Annotated in this window: 17 protein-coding genes; 14 read left to right on the forward strand and 3 right to left on the reverse strand. The window is 63.3% G+C overall.

All coding sequences use genetic code 11. The features are described 5' to 3' along the window. The first annotated feature begins 2 nt into the window (after nucleotides 1-2). From B2Z70_RS09580 to B2Z70_RS09620, 9 genes are all read left to right on the forward strand, one after another. The gene (locus tag B2Z70_RS09580) at nucleotides 3-1526 is read left to right on the forward strand and encodes a phage portal protein (protein WP_292982818.1); all 1524 of its coding nucleotides are present in this window, start codon (nucleotides 3-5) and stop codon (nucleotides 1524-1526) included. 3 nt (nucleotides 1527-1529) lie between these two features. After that, nucleotides 1530-3509 (forward strand): prohead protease/major capsid protein fusion protein, encoded by a 1980-nt coding sequence (locus B2Z70_RS09585; RefSeq protein WP_292982820.1) that lies wholly within the window; start codon nucleotides 1530-1532, stop codon nucleotides 3507-3509. An 81-nt stretch (nucleotides 3510-3590) separates the two neighbouring features. Further along, complete coding sequence (locus B2Z70_RS09590; RefSeq protein ID WP_292982822.1) at nucleotides 3591-3941, forward strand: DUF2190 family protein; 351 nt, start codon at nucleotides 3591-3593, stop codon at nucleotides 3939-3941. Between the two features lie 3 nt (nucleotides 3942-3944). Next, complete coding sequence (locus B2Z70_RS09595) at nucleotides 3945-4253, forward strand: head-tail joining protein (protein ID WP_292982824.1); 309 nt, start codon at nucleotides 3945-3947, stop codon at nucleotides 4251-4253. 2 nt (nucleotides 4254-4255) lie between these two features. Further along, a complete protein-coding gene (locus B2Z70_RS09600) occupies nucleotides 4256-4705 on the forward strand; it encodes a hypothetical protein (protein ID WP_292982826.1) in 450 nt (149 codons plus the stop codon). Between the two features lie 17 nt (nucleotides 4706-4722). Then, nucleotides 4723-5118, forward strand: coding sequence for a hypothetical protein (locus B2Z70_RS09605; RefSeq protein WP_292982828.1), 396 nt, complete (start codon nucleotides 4723-4725; stop codon nucleotides 5116-5118). A 2-nt stretch (nucleotides 5119-5120) separates the two neighbouring features. Then, the gene (locus tag B2Z70_RS09610; RefSeq protein WP_292982830.1) at nucleotides 5121-5504 is read left to right on the forward strand and encodes a hypothetical protein; all 384 of its coding nucleotides are present in this window, start codon (nucleotides 5121-5123) and stop codon (nucleotides 5502-5504) included. Nucleotides 5505-5674: 170 nt separating this feature from the next. Beyond that, entirely contained in the window at nucleotides 5675-7537 is a 1863-nt protein-coding gene (locus tag B2Z70_RS09615) for a tape measure protein (protein ID WP_292982832.1), read from the forward strand. A gap of 3 nt (nucleotides 7538-7540) precedes the next feature. Then, entirely contained in the window at nucleotides 7541-8128 is a 588-nt protein-coding gene (locus tag B2Z70_RS09620) for a hypothetical protein (protein WP_292982834.1), read from the forward strand. On the opposite strand, the gene B2Z70_RS09625 is transcribed toward B2Z70_RS09620, so the two are convergent. Then, a complete protein-coding gene (locus B2Z70_RS09625; RefSeq protein ID WP_292982836.1) occupies nucleotides 8106-8309 on the reverse strand; it encodes a hypothetical protein in 204 nt (67 codons plus the stop codon). The two genes, B2Z70_RS09620 and B2Z70_RS09625, sit on opposite strands and share 23 nt — an antisense overlap. Here B2Z70_RS09625 and B2Z70_RS09630 point away from each other — a divergent pair. Together B2Z70_RS09630 and B2Z70_RS09635 are read left to right on the forward strand one after the other, a co-directional pair. After that, entirely contained in the window at nucleotides 8308-8934 is a 627-nt protein-coding gene (locus B2Z70_RS09630) for a hypothetical protein (protein ID WP_292982838.1), read from the forward strand. The two genes, B2Z70_RS09625 and B2Z70_RS09630, sit on opposite strands and share 2 nt — an antisense overlap. 5 nt (nucleotides 8935-8939) lie before the next feature. Then, nucleotides 8940-9407 (forward strand): DUF6950 family protein, encoded by a 468-nt coding sequence (locus B2Z70_RS09635; protein ID WP_292982841.1) that lies wholly within the window; start codon nucleotides 8940-8942, stop codon nucleotides 9405-9407. Nucleotides 9408-9540: 133 nt separating this feature from the next. Here the strand turns inward: B2Z70_RS09635 and B2Z70_RS09640 are convergent, their stop codons facing one another. Next, nucleotides 9541-9762 (reverse strand): hypothetical protein, encoded by a 222-nt coding sequence (locus B2Z70_RS09640; RefSeq protein WP_292982843.1) that lies wholly within the window; start codon nucleotides 9760-9762, stop codon nucleotides 9541-9543. Between the two features lie 105 nt (nucleotides 9763-9867). On the opposite strand from B2Z70_RS09640, the gene B2Z70_RS09645 reads away from it, so the two are divergent. The 3 genes from B2Z70_RS09645 to B2Z70_RS09655 are packed head-to-tail and all read left to right on the forward strand — an operon-like array spanning nucleotide 9868 to nucleotide 16392. After that, complete coding sequence (locus B2Z70_RS09645) at nucleotides 9868-13062, forward strand: hypothetical protein (protein WP_292982845.1); 3195 nt, start codon at nucleotides 9868-9870, stop codon at nucleotides 13060-13062. A gap of 11 nt (nucleotides 13063-13073) precedes the next feature. Then, entirely contained in the window at nucleotides 13074-15881 is a 2808-nt protein-coding gene (locus tag B2Z70_RS09650; RefSeq protein ID WP_292982847.1) for a hypothetical protein, read from the forward strand. Nucleotide 15882: 1 nt separating this feature from the next. Further along, entirely contained in the window at nucleotides 15883-16392 is a 510-nt protein-coding gene (locus tag B2Z70_RS09655) for a DUF4376 domain-containing protein (protein WP_292982849.1), read from the forward strand. On the opposite strand, the gene B2Z70_RS09660 is transcribed toward B2Z70_RS09655, so the two are convergent. Then, entirely contained in the window at nucleotides 16389-16658 is a 270-nt protein-coding gene (locus B2Z70_RS09660; RefSeq protein ID WP_292982851.1) for a hypothetical protein, read from the reverse strand. The genes B2Z70_RS09655 and B2Z70_RS09660 overlap by 4 nt on opposite strands. Between the last annotated feature and the right edge of the window lie 3 nt (nucleotides 16659-16661).

Raw genomic sequence — 16661 nt, forward strand, 5'->3', positions numbered from 1 at the left:
TCATGGGCTGGTTCACTAAGGCGCTGGGCGCCGTGGCGCCTGAAGCGGCGCTCAAGCGCGCCATGGCGCGCAAGGCGCTCGAAGTTGCCGAGAAGCGTAACTATGACGGCGCATCAAAAGGCCGGCGCATGAAGAACTGGAACCCGCGCGGCACCAGTGCAAATGCAGAGATCGGCCCGGCCATCCAGACTTTGCGCGCTCGCGCCCGTGACTTGGACCGCAATGACGGCTGGGCCAAGCGCGGTGTGGAGATCGTTTCCGAGTGCTCGATTGGCGGCGGCATCATTCCCAAGCCTGAAACGGGCAAGGATCGTCTCGACAAGGAGATCGCTCAGGCGTTCGCTGACTGGTCTGAATTCTGTGATGCTGAAGAGCAAGCGGACTTCTACGGCCTGCAAGACCTCGCTGTTCAGACCATCGCTGTGTCAGGTGATGTACTGATCCGCCGCCGTCGTCGCCGCTCTGATGAAGGGCTCTCTGTCCCGCTTCAGCTTCAGCTGATGGAGCCGGACCATCTTGATTTGACCCACATCAAGAACAACAACACCGGCTTTGACATCATCAACGGGATTGAGCTCGACCGCATTAACCGCCGCGTGGCGTACTGGTTGTACCAGACCCATCCCGGCGAGGTGGGGCTTTACCGCCCCATGCGCTTTGACAGCCAGCGAATCCCGGCTGACCAGATCGCGCACGCCTATCGAAAGACACGCCCCGGCCAGCTTTCGGGCGTGCCGTGGCTGACGGCCGCTATGATCGATCTGCGGGATCTTGGCGAATACGAGAACGCCGAACAGGTGCGCAAGAAGGTCGAAGCCTGCTTTGCGGCCTTCGTCACCACGTCAGACCTTTCCGACCCCGGTCTCCTGGGTGAGGAAGGCGAAGACGATATCGGCCGGCTTGAAACGCTTGAGCCGGGCATGATCGAATATCTTGAGCCTGGCGAAGATGTCTCTTTCGCTCAGCCCTCACCGTCATCCGGCTATGACAGCTATACCCGCGCCCGGCTTCACAAGATCGCCACGGCCATGGGCATGCCCTATCAGCTGCTGACCGGCGATGTCAGCCGGGTGAACTGGTCGAGCTACAAGGCGGGGATCGTGCCGTTCAAGGCCATGATCCGCCGTTTTCAGAAGCGCACCATTCTGCCGATGGTTTGCCGCCCCGCATGGCGCTGGTTCATCGAAAGCGCCTTCGCGGCGGGCCGCATCTCTGAGCTGAACTATGGCGTTCAGTGGACCCTACCCGGGTTTGAGCCCATCGACCGGCAGAAAGAGCTGTTGGCGGACCAGATGGAAGCGCGCATCGGCAAGGCGTCGATGACCGAGCTTATCCGTGCGTCGGGTCGCGACCCGGAGGCGGTCATCGCTGAAATCAAGGCGTGGACCAAGCTGGTGGATGAGCAGGAGCTCGTATTCGACAGCGATCCGCGCAAGACCTCGAACGCTGGTCTCACTCAGGCCCGCCCGGACGGCACTGTTCTGCCTCCGACCGACATTTCCGACGACAACCCCGCAGAGGAGTAAGCCATGCCGAAGGACATGGACGAGACGGTCAAGCTCTCCCGGCTTGGCCGAACGGCAGAGGTGCGCGCGAGCACCGTTGATGAAGATGCTCGCACGGTAGAAGTGACCTGGACTGCCGGCGCCGCCGTGCCGCGCTACATGCCCGGTCTTGGCCGAGTTCTTGAGGAACTTGAAGTCAGCGCCGCCGCCATTCGGCTTGACCGGCTGAACAATGGCGCACCCTTCCTGAACACGCATTCTGACTGGTCCCTTGAGCACGTGATCGGCGTTGTCGAGCGTGCATGGATTGAGGACGGCGAGGGTCGAGCGATCATCCGTTTTTCGGCCCGCGAAAGCGTTGAGCCGATCTGGCGCGATGTGGTCAGCGGCATCCTTCGCAATATCAGCGTGGGCTATCGGGTCCATGGCTATGAGGTGATCGACGGTGATGACGAAAGCGTCACCCGTGTGATCGCGCGGGATTGGGAGCCGATGGAGATTTCCGCGGTTCCTATCGGAGCGGACGACATGGCGGGGTTCCGCTCCCAGAACGACGAAAATCCCTGCCACATCAAACGGGCGGAGCCCGCACATTCTGAAATGGAGACTCCCATGACGGAGAAGACCCAGGGCGCCGCTCCCGATGGCGGCACCGTGACTGAGCAGCGCTCGGAAGCGGACATCAACGCGGCGAAGGCTGAGGCTGTGACGGTGGAGCGCAAGCGCGTTGCCGACATCAATGCGGTTGGCGCCAAGTTCATTGGTCGCGGCCTTGAACAGGGCGACATCACCAAGGCCATCAATGACGGCCTGAGCGTCGACGCCGCCCGCGCGACTTTCCTTGACAAGCTGGCGGACGCTGATGACGCGCCGGGTGAAACCCGCGCCCGTCTCAGTGTCAATCAGGACGAACAGGACACCCGCCGCGCGCTGGCGATCAACGCGATCGAGCATCGCCTCAATCCCAAGGTCGAGCTTGAGCAAGGCGCCCGCGAGTTCCGCGGCATGTCGCTTCTGCGCATGGGTGAAGAACTGCTGCAGGCGCGCGGCGTCAAGGTGCGCGGCATGAGCCGTTCGGAAATCGCCAAGGCCATGCTGTCGCGCGGCGCCCACGGCACCAGCGACTTCCCGTTCATCCTGGCCAATGTGGCGAACAAGAGCCTGCGCGCGGCTTATCAGGCCGCCCCGCAGACCTTCCGCGCAATTGTCAACCAGACCACGCTGCCGGATTTCAAGACCGTCAGCCGTGTTCAGCTGTCTGACGCTCCGTCCTTTGTGCGCAAGCTCGAGGGCGCGGAATACAAGTTCGGAACCATGGCGGAAGGCCGCGAGCAGTACCAGCTGGCGACCTATGGCCGTGGGCTGACCTTCACCCGTGAGATGATCATCAATGATGATCTGGCGGCGTTTGACCGCATCGTACGCCAGTTCGGCACCTCTGCGGCCAACCTGGAGTCCGATCTGGTTTGGGGCCTGATCACCGGCAACCCGGATATGTCGGACGGCACCGCGGTGTTCCATGCCAATCACGCCAACCTTGCGACTGCCGGCGCCATCACCATCGCCAATCTGGGCACTGCGCGGACCCTGATGCGCAATCAGCGCTCACTCGCGCCGGACGATGATACGGACGGCACGCTGCTGAACCTTGAACCGGCCTTCCTGGCTGTTCCGGCCGAACTGGAAACGGTCGCGCTGCAGTACACCCGTCAGACCTCTGTGGTCACGGATCCCGAAAAGCAGAACGTGTATGCGGGCAGCATGCAGCCGATTATCGAGCCGCGCCTTGCCTCGCTGAGCGGCGGTTCGGCTGATGACTGGTACCTGTTCGCTTCGCCCAACCAGGTGGACATCATCGAGTTCGCCTATCTCGAAGGCGAGCAGGGCCCGCAGATCGAGCAGATGGAAGACTTCGACACGGACGGAATCAAGCTGAAAGGCCGTCTCGATGTGGGCGCCGCCTGGATCGATCACCGCGGCGCGGTGAAAAACCCCGGCTCGTAAGGGCTGATCTTCTGAACTGAGACAGGGACGGGCGGCAATGAGCCGCCCGCTCTCGTTTCCGGCCTGAGAAAGGAAACCATCATGGCCAAGAATTTCATTCAGGACGGTCGCCTTCTGACCGTCACCGCCCCCGCCGCCGTGTCGTCTGGCGACATGGTGAAGGTGGGCTCCGTGTTCGGTGTGGCCCAAAACGACGCGGCCAATGGCGCGGATGTCGTTATCGACACCGAAGGCGTTCACACCCTTCCGGTGGCGTCTGCAGTCGTGGTCGCGATCGGTGACGCCCTCTACTGGGACGTTGCTGACGGCGAATTCAACAAGACCGCTGCGTCCAACTGGTATCTGGGCACTGCCGTCACCGCAGCGCCGAACGGCACCGCCGTTGTTCAGGTTCGCCTGAATGGCGCCATGCCTGCGGCTGCTGGCGCGTAAGCCATGGCTGGCCGCGTCTTTTCCGGCGTCGGTCGGGTCTTCACAAGCGCCCTGGGCGAGGGCGTCACCTACACCCCGCAGGGTGGGGCTGGCGTCTCCGTCCGGGGCGTCTTCACGCGCAATTACGTCGCTGTCGGCGCGGATGGTGATCTGTCAGTCGAGAGCGTCAGCCCTGCAGTCTCGGTTCGCGCAGCGGATGCGCCGAACGCCGCCCAGGGTGATGGCGTGACGGTGGGTGCTCAGGATTACACCGTGGTCGAGGTCCAGCCTGACGGGTTCGGCATGATCACGCTCATTCTTCACGAGGCCTGATCATGGCGCATGCCCGCACCCAGATCCGCGATCTGCTGGCGACCCGCGTGACCGGCCTTGAGACCTGCGGGGATCGTGTCTTCAAGAACCGGGTCAAGCCGCTGCCGCAAACAAGCCTGCCCGCCATCAACGTCATGTCCGGCGATGAACAGATGCAGGTTCTGTCCCAGGGCGTCAGCCGCCGCCTTGGCCGTGTCATGCAGGTGCATTTTGACCTGATCGCTGATGCGGATTCAGACGGTGCGGCGGACACGCTCGACACCATCGCCGCCGAGATCGAGGCGGCCATGGTCGAGGGCGCCTGGTCGTCCGCCCTTATCTTCTCCATCAGCCCGGTCAGCCTGACCGAGAGCTATGACGGTGAGGGCCGCAAGGTCATCGCCCAAGCCCGCCTCACCTATGAGGTGGAATACCACACGGCTGAAGGTTCAGCCGGTTCCGTTCTGGCCTAGCATGAAAGGAAACGCTCATGGCCACTTCCCACGGTAAAGCCGGACTGGTCAAAGTCGGCACTGATACGATCGCAGAGACCACCGGCTGGAGCCTCACCGAAACCGCCGAGACGGTGGATGACACCGCCCATGGCGACACCGCCCGGACTCATCTGGTCGGACACACCAGCTGGACCGCCTCAATCACTTGCCATCTGGATCCGTCCGACACGAGCGGGCAGGGCGCTTTGACAGTCGGCGCCAGCGTGACGATCAAACTCTATCCTGCGGGCGATACGTCCGGGGATCGTGAGTATTCGGGGACTGCGACGATCACCAGTGTTTCCCCGAATAACGCTCTGGATGCGGTGAATTCCGTTTCATTTGAGTGCCAGGGCAATGGCGCCCTGACCACGGGCGCGGTGAGCGCATAGCGATGGCCAACGCCACGACCAAGGGCGGCGGCTTTCTTCAGGCCGCCGCCGCCCGCCGCGATGCGGACGGCGCACTTACGCAAATCGCTGTCCCTGAATTCGCCGCCGAGGGAGAGCCCCCGGTCATCGTCTATGGCCGCAAACCCACCCCGGCGGACCGCGCCGCCATCGAGCGCGCCGCGATGGACGTTGAAACCGGCAAGATCAATCATGCCGAGGCGGCGGTGCGGACGGTGATCCAGCTTGCTTGTGATGAAACCGGCGACCGGCTGTTCACGCTTGAGAACGCCCAGTTCATGCGCAGCCGGGTTCCCGCCGATGTGATCGAGGCGCTGGCCTATCGGCTGAACGCCGGTCTGTCGCTTGCGGCCGCAAAAAAAAACTGAGCGAGAACCCGGACCTTCTTTACCGGCTGAACCTTGCCGAAAGGCTGGGGATGACCCTTGCACGCCTTGACGCCGAGATGACCTGTGATGAGCTGATGCTGCACGCCGCGCGTGATGTGCTCAGAGCAGAAGAGGCCAAGAAGGACGGGCGCTAGATCAAAGAGGCCGCCATGCCCCTTGGTATGCCGTCAGATTTCCGCTTTGACATCTTCGCCCGTGACCGGTCTGGCCCGGCATGGCGCGGGGTGGAGAACTCGGTCCAACGCACGCAGCGGGCCGCCGAGAGCTTTGGGCGCACACTGACTGGACTGCTTGCCGGCGTCAGCGCAGCCCTATTGGTGCGCGAGTTCATTCAGGTGGCGGACTCGGTCACCCAGCTTGAGGGGCGGATCGGGCTCTACACCGACAGTGTTGAAGAGGCCAATTCGGTCATTGCCGCTTTGTTCGACCGCTCCACCGAACTGGGGGCGTCTTTCGACGGGCTGGCTGAGACCTATGCTCGCATCGCGCCAGCACAGGACGCCCTGAACCTATCCACTCAGCAGATGCTGGATCTGTCAGAAGCCGTCGCCTCTGCCTTCATTGTCTCCGGGGCCTCCGCAGAGGAAGCGCGTAACGCTACCTTGCAGCTGTCCCAAGCCTTTGCCTCTGGCGAGCTTCGCGGTGAAGAGTTGCGCTCAGTCATGGAGCAAGGCCAGCGCATCATGCTGGCGCTACAGAATCAGACTGGTCTCACGACGGGTGAGCTTCGCGAGCTCGCAGAGCAGGGCGGCTTGACCGCTGATGTGGTCTCACGGTCGCTCCTAGCGGAATTGTCCACTCTGCGGTCAGAGCTGGATGAGATGCCAGAGACGGTTGGCCGGGCGGCCACGGCGCTGGGTAATGAGCTAGCCGCCGCCGTGAGCGACCTCAATGACGAATTAGGCGTGACGGCAGGAATTGCGCGCGTGCTGCGATATGTGGCCGATGACCTTCAAGCCATGCGTTCCGGTCTAAGTCCTGCGGTGGGGGACGCTACCGCTCTGGCTGAACAAATGGAGCGCATAGCGGCGGCTGAATCTGAAGTCGCAAGGCTGGCGTTCCGTGGCGCTGGCGTAAGTGTTATTGACGCCCAGGCGCGCCGCATTCTGGGCGCTGACCGGGTCGAAGAGATCCGGGATAGCATCGAGCGGGGCGAGAACTTCGGTACACAATACGCCGAGGCGCTTCAGGCCGCGCTTCTGGCGAAGCGCCTCGAGGTCCGCGAAGCAATCTTGTCGCTGACGGAGGTGGGCCCGGTTGACCCTGTGCGCGTTCGTCTGGGCGCTGGGGCCGGAGATGGCTCGAAGTCGCCAGCCAATCGCCTCTCCGCCACCGCCACCGGCATGGACGATCCGAGCAAGACCAACACGGCGCGCGAACTCGCAAGGATCGAGGCGGAGGCCAAGGCGGCCGCGTTGTCAGAGGAAAAACGCACGGCTGAAGAGCTGGGCCGTCTTCAGGCTCAGGCTTACAAGGATCAGCTGGGTGAAGATCGCGGCGCGTTCATGGATGAATTCGCGGCGGTGTTCGCGGGCGGCGCCAAGGCGGCATTTGACGGCGATCTTGAAGAGTTCCTGATCGAGCGCCTGCGTCAGGCTTCGTATCAGGGTCTGTATGACGCTTTCCAAGCGCTAGGTGGTTCTCTGTTTGATGGTTTGGGCGGCTCCAAGGGCGGGGGTTTTCTGGGTTCCGTGCTGGGCGTTTTCGGCTTTGGCGGCAAGCGCGCGGCGGGCGGCCCGGCCCGTCCCGGCATGGCGTATCAGTGGCAGGAGAATGGCCGCGAGTTCTTTACCCCTTCGGTTCCCGGCGAAGTGATCCCCGCCAGCGATATGGGCCGCGAGATCATCCGCGAGCGCGTTGTCGTGGTTCAGGTGGACAAGTCCCCTCTGTTCGAGACCGCCGTTCAGGAAGCCGCCGCGCCGGTGGCCGTGCAGGCTGCGCAAGGCGCCGTCCAGCAATCTCGGGCCGACATGGCCGGGCAGACCGCCCGCGCACGCAAGCGTTTGAGGTAAGCCATGGGATTGCTGTTGCCGTCAGGGCAGGTCCGCAACTGGTCGATCACGGTCACGCCGCGCGCCGCGCGGGCCATGTCCAGCTTTGAGACCAATATGAACCATATCACGCGCACCGGTCAGCACCTTGAGGCGCGGGTGCTTCTGGTCCCGATGACCCGTTCGGATGCGCTGGCCTGGTCTGATCTTGAAGAGCCTTTCGACACGCTGATCTGGCCGATCGATCAGGGCGATCTGGTTGCGGCGAATGAGGGCGCGCCCCGTGTGGCCGGTGCAGGCCAGCTCGGCCGCACGCTTAATGTCGACGGCGTGACGGCGGGCTATGTCATCCCCAAGGGTGCCTATGTCACCCACATTGCCAGCACAGGCCGCCGCTATACCTATCCCATCGCCTCGGCGGTGACGGCGAGCGGTTCCGGTACCGCGGCGATTGATCTGCGCATTCCGCTGCGGGTTTCGCCATCGGACAATGATGTGGTCGAGATCGCGAGCCCCAAGCTCGAAGGTCTTGTGACCAGCGATAGCGGGCTGGAATTTGGCGAGGCGGCCCTGTCCCTGCCGCGCACCTTCACCCTGCGGGAGCGTGGCTGATGATGTGGGCTTCGCCGTCGATCAGGACGCGCAATCCAGTCCCTTTGTAAAGCGGGTCCACATAAAAACCTCTGGGCGGCTTGCCGCCATTCGCTTCGCGCACTGCTTTTAATAGCCACCCCGGCGCCGCTTCCCAAGGCAGGCCCTTTATTTCGTACATGCATGGCGAGTGATTTTTCATGGACACTCTTGTAATTGCCGCCTGGCAGGCCGACAACCCTCACGCCTTCATCGCGCTCGAGCTGACCTTGCCCGATGAGACGGTGCGGCTGACCTCGGGCGGCACGGTGGTGTTCGGCGGGCAGACCTATCTGCCCGAGCATGACGATCTGGGTGTTCTGTCTTCGGTGGCCAATATCGAAGAGGGGCAGGTGTCTGAAGCCATCGCGCCCGATCTGACGTTTGAGCCCTATACCGATGACGGCGTTGCAGCGCTGACGGACCCGGCTGCGCAGGGTTCGCCCTGGGTGCTCTATTGGGGGCAGATCAACCCGAACACCGGCGCCGTGATCGGCACGCCTGACACCCTGACCACGGGCCTTCTGAATGTAGCGTCTCTGGCGGTATCGACGGGGCGCCGCTCCGTGGTTCTGACTTCCTACACGTTCGAGCAATTCCAGCTGACCCCGCGCGGGGTGCGGCTGGCGGAGACGCCCGCCCTCAAGCCGCTGATGTCCAGCGTGACGCGCAAGATCTACTGGCGCGCCGAACAGCCGCGCGGCGCGATCCGCTACGGCACCGGCGGCGGCGGATATACCGGCGGCGGCAATGAAGTCGGCGGCGGCCCGGGCAACAGGATCGGCTGACCCTCATGACCGTGAAACACAAGAGCGCCCTGCTGGCCCGTCAGCAGGCGGTGAGCGCGTGCGTGAAGCGCTTTGTGGGGCAGCCGCTCAACTGGGGCCGGACCGATTGTGTGAAGCTGTGCGCGCTGGCCCTGCGCAAGCAAGGCCACCCCGTGCCGCTTCTGAAGGGCGTGCGGTATTCGAGCGAGCAGACCGCCCTGCGCCGGTTCCGCGAACAGGGCCTGTCGAGCCTGTGTGAGGCGGTGGACGCACTGGGGCTGGTGAAGATTGCTCCGGCCATGGCCATGCCGGGCGATCTGATCGCCCTGCCGACGCCGGAGGGTGATGCGTTCAAGGCGTCCCTGATGGTGGTCCACACCGCCGCCGCGCGCCGGGTGATCGGCCTTGATGGTCAGGGCGCCTTCGCGGTGCTCGTTCCCAATCTTGAATTGACTCTCGCGTGCTGGCGCACGCCTGAAACCCGGAAAGGATAACTCATGAGCCAGACTGCCAAGGGCGAACAGGTCTATGATCGCCGCCTTCATGAAGCCCGCATCGCCAAGCTTCAAGCTCAGGTCTCGTCCCTGATGCGTAGCGTTGATTGTCTGGACGCACGGTGCGCGCAGCTCACAGCTGATCAATCAACTCTTGAAGATGAGCTTTCGCTGCTTCGCGAGCAGCTTGCTGGCTCTCAGACTCCGACTGCTCCCCAGGCTGGTCAAACGGCAAGTTCGTGATGGAGACCATCGGTTTCCCAGACAGCAGTTTCCCGCCCTCTTTGATCCATGTGATCTTTGCCGAGTTGCCGCCGAAGTCGAGTTGAAGGCGAAATTCTTTCCAGTCGCTCATAACGTCCTCCCGTGATGGGGGAACGCTACGGCGCCTTTCTTCTGAAAGTCGAGTCTTTCTGCTCACCCCGCCCACGCGCGGGGCTTTTCTGCATGGGAGTTCCGCATGGCTGATCCTGTAAGCTGGGCTGTCGGCGCGATCATCACGGCGGCCAAGGGTGTAGGTGCGTATGTGGCGGGCTCCTTCGTGGCGGTCGCAGGCGGCGGCGCCACCATTGGCCAGACCCTAACAGTGATGAGTGTGCTGTCTGCCGGGCAGATGGCTGCAACTGCACTCCTTCAGCCCGATACGGGGTTTGAAGGCTCCCCCCTCGAGTGGCGCGCTGACCCCACGGCGGGGGTTCCCTTCGCGCTGGGTCGCGTGGCGGCCGCCGGGCGCATCGTGCATCGCGATGAATGGGGCGCGGACAACCGGTATCAGTCGATCTGGACGGTGTGTTCTGGCTGCGGTCCGATCCAGCAGATCGAGGGCTTTTATGCTGACGATGTGGCGGTGAGCTTTGGCGCCAATGGCGCAGCGAGCACCGGCCCCTATGCGGACAAGATGTGGCTGCAGACCAAGCTGGGCGCATCGAGTGATACGGCATTGGCGCAGACCGGGCTGGACGCCGCTACGCCCGGCTATGAGGGGTGGAATGCGTCAAAGGCCTTGCCCTATCGCGCGTCTTGCCAGCTGACCCTGTATCAGGACAGCAAGTTCAAATCCTACCCCTCGGGCGAGCCGCGCACGCGGCTGACGCTGAAGGGGATCAAGCTCTATGACCCGCGCCTTGATTCCACGGTTCCGGGCGGATCGGGCTCGCACCGCTGGGGCACGCCGAGCACCTACGCCTATTCGGACAATGCGGCGCTTCTGGCGCTGAATTGGGCCATGGGGCTTTACGAGGGCTCCCGGCTGGTGGGCGGCATCGGGGCGGGATCGGCCGGCGTGCATCTGCCCGCCTTCATGGAATGGGCGAATGTGTGCGATGCGAACGGCTGGACGGCTTCGGCCTATCCGTCTTCGCTCGATGACCGGCATCAGGTTCTTCTGGGTCTGATGCAGGCGGGCGGGGCGCGGTATGCGCGCTTTGCGGGCAAGATTAGCTGCATCGTCTCGGCGCCGAAATCGAGCGTCGTCACCCTGTCGGTTGAAGACACTGCAGGCCCGTTCGAGATCGCCACGAACGCGGACCGGCTCGAGAAGATCAACACGCTGGTGCCCACCTGCCGGATGGAATCCCATAACTGGGAGGACGTTCCGCAGGATGAGATCAGCGTTGCGGCCTATGTCACCGCCGATGGCGGCGTGATCGATCGCGATCTGACTTATCCCTATGTGGCGCTGCATGCGGATGGGTCGAACCGGGACCAGATCGCAGAGCTGGCCGCCTATGCGATCCTTGACAGCCGGGAGCCGTTCAGCGGGACCGTGCCGCTCAAGCCCTGGGCGATGCAGATCGAGCCGGGCGATGTGTTCACCATCACCGAGCCGGGCTTCCTTCTGGATGGTGTCGAGCTGAAATGCCTGACCCGCTCGTTCGACCCGATGACGAATATCGTCCGCGTGAGCTTCATCTCCGAGAGCGCGGGCAAGCATGACTTCGCCCTTGGGCGCACGAACACCGCGCCGGTTCCGGCCACGCTGACGGTTCCCGACATCTATGACGTGCCGCCGCCCGCAATCGATGTGTGGAGCGCCAGCGCGGGCAATGGACAGCAGCCCACGATCGTGGTGACCGGTTCGGCCGATCAGGACAACGCCAAGGCCATCATTGTCGAATACCGCACCGCGATTGATCCTGCGACGGACGCCGCGTGGGCGGATGATGATGCGGGCTGGCGCGTGTTCGGCCAGTACGACATCGTAACCGAAGGCGTGGTGCTGACCGGGCTTGAGCCCGAGACCGCCTATCAGGTGGCAGTGAAGTATGTGTCTCAGTTCGGCGTGATCGGTGACCGCCGCATTCTGGGCACGATCACCACGGGCGGGATGACCGCGACGGATGCCTTGCGCATTGGCGATTACACCTATGAACGTTTGGCCGCTCTGGCTGACGAGGTGATCGCGACGGGCAAATCAGCCGCCCAGGCGACAATCCGGTCCCTGATCGAAGAGGCCAATCAGCGCCGGGGCGTCGAGCGCAAGGCAGTCAACCTGTTTGTGCAGGAACGCACCGAGCGGATCACCGCCACCGAGGCCGTTCAATCGAGCCTGACGCTGCAGATCAGCGCGGTGGATGACGCCCTCGCGCTGGTAGAGGATGAAGTCACCACGCTGGCGTCCGATCTGGTGGCGGAAACGAACACCCGCACCACGCAGATCAGCGCACTCAACGATTCCATCGCCGGGGTGCAGACGAGCGTCACCACGGTGGCGGATGATCTGACGGCTTTCACCGCGTCCACGACCACGCAATTCAGTGCGGTGGGGGACTCACTCGCCAGCCTGACGCTGCAGTTCAACACGCTGGCCGATGATCAGGATGCGACGTCCACCGCCCTGACCTTGCTGGAAGCGGACGTGAACACGCTGGATGGCGAGGTGGGCGCCATCGCCACGGACCTGACGGCGGTCTCTGCGTCTGTGGATGAGCTTCTGGCCACGCGCCTGATCGCGGTTCAGGCCGGGACAGCGTTCGCCGGGGTGCAGTTCAGCGCACGCCAGTCTGACGGCAATCCGTCTTCGGACATTCGCTTCGCTGCAGGCCAGATCAAGTTCGGCCCGGCCTTCGCCTCGCCGCGCTTTGTCATCGATATGGACGGCTCGGAGGTCTATTCGCTCAACGCCGCCGGTACGGTGAAGACCTTCCAGCTCGACATGGACACCGGGCGTCTGCAGTTGCGCACGGATGCGGGCGTGCTGGTGTTTGACAGCGCCGCGGGCGGGATCCAGGTGGCGGGTCTGCCGCCTTCGATCCGGACCGACGCGATCGTGCTCACCGGCTCCACCACCAGCCTTGCCGCCACCTATCAGACACTCGCCACGGGCACGCTCTCGGGCGCGCCGGGCGAAGGCGTGATCCGTTTCGCCGGGCAGTTCAACGCCCGCCCCACGGTTGTTGATGTTGAAGACCCGCTGGGGGAGATCACGGTGGACTGGCGCATCGTGTTGAGCGCCAGCGGCGAGACCGACTTCACGCTCGCCTCGGGCACGGAAGGCCCTGCCGGCATCATCAATCGGGTGATCTCTGCGCCCGCCGCCATGCCCTATGGCGGGAACGTCTCTGCTGTCTTTCAGGCGCGCGTGACCGGCAACACCGAAAGCCGCGTCGTGGTGGCGGACGTGACGGGCGATCTCACTCGCACCGGCTCTGACTAAGGATCAAGACCATGGCCAACCTTGATAACGCCGCGGCAGCGGCGGCGATTGCTGCTGTCTTCGATGATCTCGCCAATGGCGCGGTGACCGAGGCGGAGGCGACGACTTCGCTGCTCGCCATTTTCAACGCCTGGTACACCCTGCCCACGGCCTATGCCGAACAGATCGCGGGCTTTCTGCTCTCCATCGGGGGCTTCATCGTCACAGATGGCGCGCCGTCTGATTCAGTCGGCTCGGATGGAGAATTCGCGCTCGATAATACCAATGGCGAGCTGTATGGCCCCAAGTCGGGCGGGGCATGGGGCAGCTCCATTCTCACGCTGGGCGGTGAGGATGGCGCGGATGGCCGCACCATCCTTTCAGGGACTGGCGCACCCGGCGCGGGTGTGGGTTCTGACGGGGATTTTTATTACGACACCGCCGCGAAAGTCTTCTATGGCCCGAAAGCGTCCGGCGCATGGCCTGCAGGCGTGTCTCTGGTCGGGCCAAAGGGCGACACTGGCGAGCTATCGGTAGGCACTGTGACGACGCTTGCGCCGGGCGAAAGCGCCACGGTGACCAACTCGGGCACGTCCACAGATGCCGTGCTTGATTTCGGGATACCGGCGGGCGCGGCCGCAACGGTGAGTGTGGGTGACGTTACAGCGCTCTCGCCTGGCTCCACCCCGACCGTAACCAATAGCGGCACTTCCGCTGCTGCAATTCTGGATTTTGGTCTTGTCTCCGGCGCCGCCGCCACCATCAGCATTGGGACCGTCACGACTGGCGCGGCGGGTTCCAGTGTGAGCGTCACCAACAGCGGTTCATCCGCCGCTGCTGTTTTCAATTTCACCATCCCCAAGGGCGATAAGGGTGACGGAGGCCCAAGCGCTTATGAAGTCGCGGTTGATGAGGGCTTTACCGGTACGCAATCGGAATGGTTGGAATCTCTCGTTGGCCCCCAAGGCGCGCTTGCAGACGACTTTCAAGGCGCATGGGGTGGGGGAACAACCTACGCCGCTGACGATATCGTCACCTATCAGGGCGAGACATGGCTGGCGCTTCAGGGCTCCACGGGCACGACGCCGACCGAGGGCGCAACATGGGCCAAGCTGGCGGCCAAGGGCGCGGACGGAACCGGCGCTGGAACCGTCACCAGTGTGGCCGTCTCCGGCTTTGACGGCATCGAGATTGATAGCGGATCACTCATCACCACGAACGGAACGATTGAGCTTGGCGTGAATAAGGCCGCCCTGCTTGCGCATATCAATGTCGAGGATGGCGCGGACGTAACCGATGCGGCCAATGTCGCGGCGGCGGGCGCACGCATGAGCGGGACAGATATCCCGCTGGCGGACCTTGAACAGGATGGCGCGACTGACGGACAGGTGCTGACCTGGAACGACACGGCAGGCGCGTATGTGCCGCAGGATGCAACAGGCGGAGGCGGCGGCGTCACGGTCGCAGCGATCCAGACAAGCGCGTTCACGCCAGCGGCAGGCAAGGCCTATCCGGTTCAGGGCGGCGTCACACTGTCCGGGCTTCCGGCTTCGCCCGTTCAGGGGGATCGCTTCGAGCTGCACGATCCGATCCGCTCATGGGGTGTGGGCGATCCTGTCACCATCCCCGGTCGGATCAACGGGCGATCTGAAAACCAGATTGTCACCGTCCCGGGCGCACGGGTGATCTTTGAATATGTGGACGGTGCGTGGGGGTGGGAAATGAAGGTTCTCGAACCCAAGGACAGGTTCGCGTATTCCGCGCCCTTCGTCAACACGCCCTCGATCACGTATCCGGCGGACGGCGCAACAGGGATACAGGACGAGACACCGACGCTGACGGCCTCGGCTTTCGGAACGACCAACGATAGCGACACGCACGCAAGCAGTGACTGGCAGGTGTCCACGTCGAGCGACTTTAACACCATCCTTGTGCAGACCACGGACGATGCGACCAACAAGACCAGCTGGGAGATCCCGAGCGGCAATCTGCTTGAGTCCAACACCTATTACGCGCGGGTTCGCTACACGGGGACGACCTATGGCGACAGCGAGTGGTCTGATGTGATCAGCTTCACCACGGCGTCCGCGTTTCTGGATGGGGATGCGCAAGCGATTATCGACCAGATGAGCGCGCCACCTGCATCGGCACGCCAGCTTCTGATTGATGATCTGGTCACGGGGCTGAAAGCGGATGGAATCTGGACCAAGCTCGACGCTCTTTGGGTTATGGCGGCCCACTCCGAGCAAGCGGGTAAAATAAATTGGAAAGACCCGACCGGCTCGGCGCTTAGCACCGTCAACAGTCCTGCCTTTACCACGGATCAAGGCTACACGGGCGACGGGACGAGCGCTTATCTGAACACCAATTATGCGCCTAGTGTGGATGGCGTCAGCCTGACACAGAACAGCGGCGCAGCCGGCGTCTGGGTCCGTGCAACTGGCGCGAGTGGAAACTACCTAGGCGTTACTGATCGCACGGGAGTTCCTGAACACCATTTACGGATTGAAAACAATACGGGCACAAATCGCGCGCGGTTCAACGATGTGAGCTGGGTTTCTTACGCAACGTCGAGCGCAGCGAACAAACTTCTTGCCTCAAACCGCAGCAGCAACAACGCGACGCAGCTTTACACCAACGGGACATCTGATGGATCTGGCACCGCAACGGCCATCGGCCTACCAAAATATGCTCTGTACCTGCTGGCGCAAAACTTTGACGGGTCTCCCAACGGCTACACTTCAGGGCAAATCTCCATTGCCTTTATCGGCGGCTCTCTAACCAGCACCGAGCACGCCAACCTTTACTCGCGTCTCAATACCTACATGACGGGGTTGTAATATGATCCTTTTCACACAAGCCCAACGTGACGCCGTGCGGGGCGACTACTACGCCGGACGGCTTGAGCCGGTCGAGGCGGTTCCGGGCTTCTACTTCCTGCCCGAACGGCTGATATCCGACTTTGACGGGCTGGACGCTTACCCGACCGGGGGGCTTCTGGAAGGGGCGCGGGCGCACATGCTGGGCCAGTTATCCGCCCGGCGTGAGCAGGCCGAAACCGCCTTCACTTATGGCGGCGTACCCGTGAAGCTCGACGAAGGCACGACCGCCCGGCTGGCGGCGGCGTCGGCGGGTCTGGCGCGCAAGCCCAGCGGCGAAACGGTCGACTGGCAACTGGCGCGGGGTGTCTTCCAATCGCTTGATCTGGCCGCCCTGGAAGCCTTCGGCGATGCGGCGTTCGATCATGTGCAGGCGTGTTTCGCCAATGCGCGCGCCTTGGCCGACGCGATCAATGCCGCCGCTGATCTGGACGCCTTGCGCGCGATTGATCTGGATGCGGGCTGGCCCTAAGGCATCCCGCCCTGAAACGCCTCCATGGTCTCTTCGTGCGTCTGCAGCAGCACCAGCCGCCGCCCGCATCCCCGGCATTTCACCCGCGCCGCCACCTCATCGAGGTAAAGCTGCTCGGGCGCCTCAATGCCCTTGATCGCCGCGCGTTCGATGATCTCTGCAATGCTGGGCCGCACCGTTCGGCCGCATCCGCCGGGCGGGCATGACAGCTCTACCCGCAGGGCCGGGTCATGATCTCTCAACTGCAAGCCTGATCGCCAGTTCATCAC

The organism is Oceanicaulis sp. UBA6590 (genome assembly GCF_002433705.1).
GTDB lineage: Bacteria > Pseudomonadota > Alphaproteobacteria > Caulobacterales > Maricaulaceae > Oceanicaulis.